This is a genomic window from Paenalicyclobacillus cellulosilyticus (assembly GCF_014647315.1).
GTDB classification, from domain to species: domain Bacteria; phylum Bacillota; class Bacilli; order Alicyclobacillales; family Alicyclobacillaceae; genus Alicyclobacillus_J; species Alicyclobacillus_J cellulosilyticus.
Map to the genome: position 1 here is coordinate 377 of NZ_BMOY01000108.1, position 285 is coordinate 661.

At 43.9% G+C, this 285-nt stretch carries 1 protein-coding gene; it reads right to left on the reverse strand.

Annotation, left to right across the window (positions count from 1 at the left end; translation table 11 throughout):
* The coding region (locus tag IEX97_RS13025) for a hypothetical protein (protein WP_188883523.1) at positions 1 to 285 on the reverse strand (285 nt) is incomplete at both ends.

The following is a 285-nucleotide window of genomic DNA, read 5'->3' on the forward strand; positions in this document are numbered from 1 at the left end:
GGGTTTTGAAGCCGTGCCATCAATTGTTACGGTATTGTTCGGGCTAAATTGCGCCACATAGCTGTGCTCTGAACCATACAAGGTGGCCACTGACAATTGATAAGCATCACCTACCTTAAGATTATTAATGAGCGCTTGCCCATTCCAATCAATGGGTTGAGCAGGTAATTCGGTATTCTTGGTTAAATTTTTAATGGTTAATACTGGGCTAGCCAAGCCTTCTTCAGGCTTTGCCTGATTTAATGTCACCTGAATCTCGCCATAAGCAATGGCTTGCTGATAGCG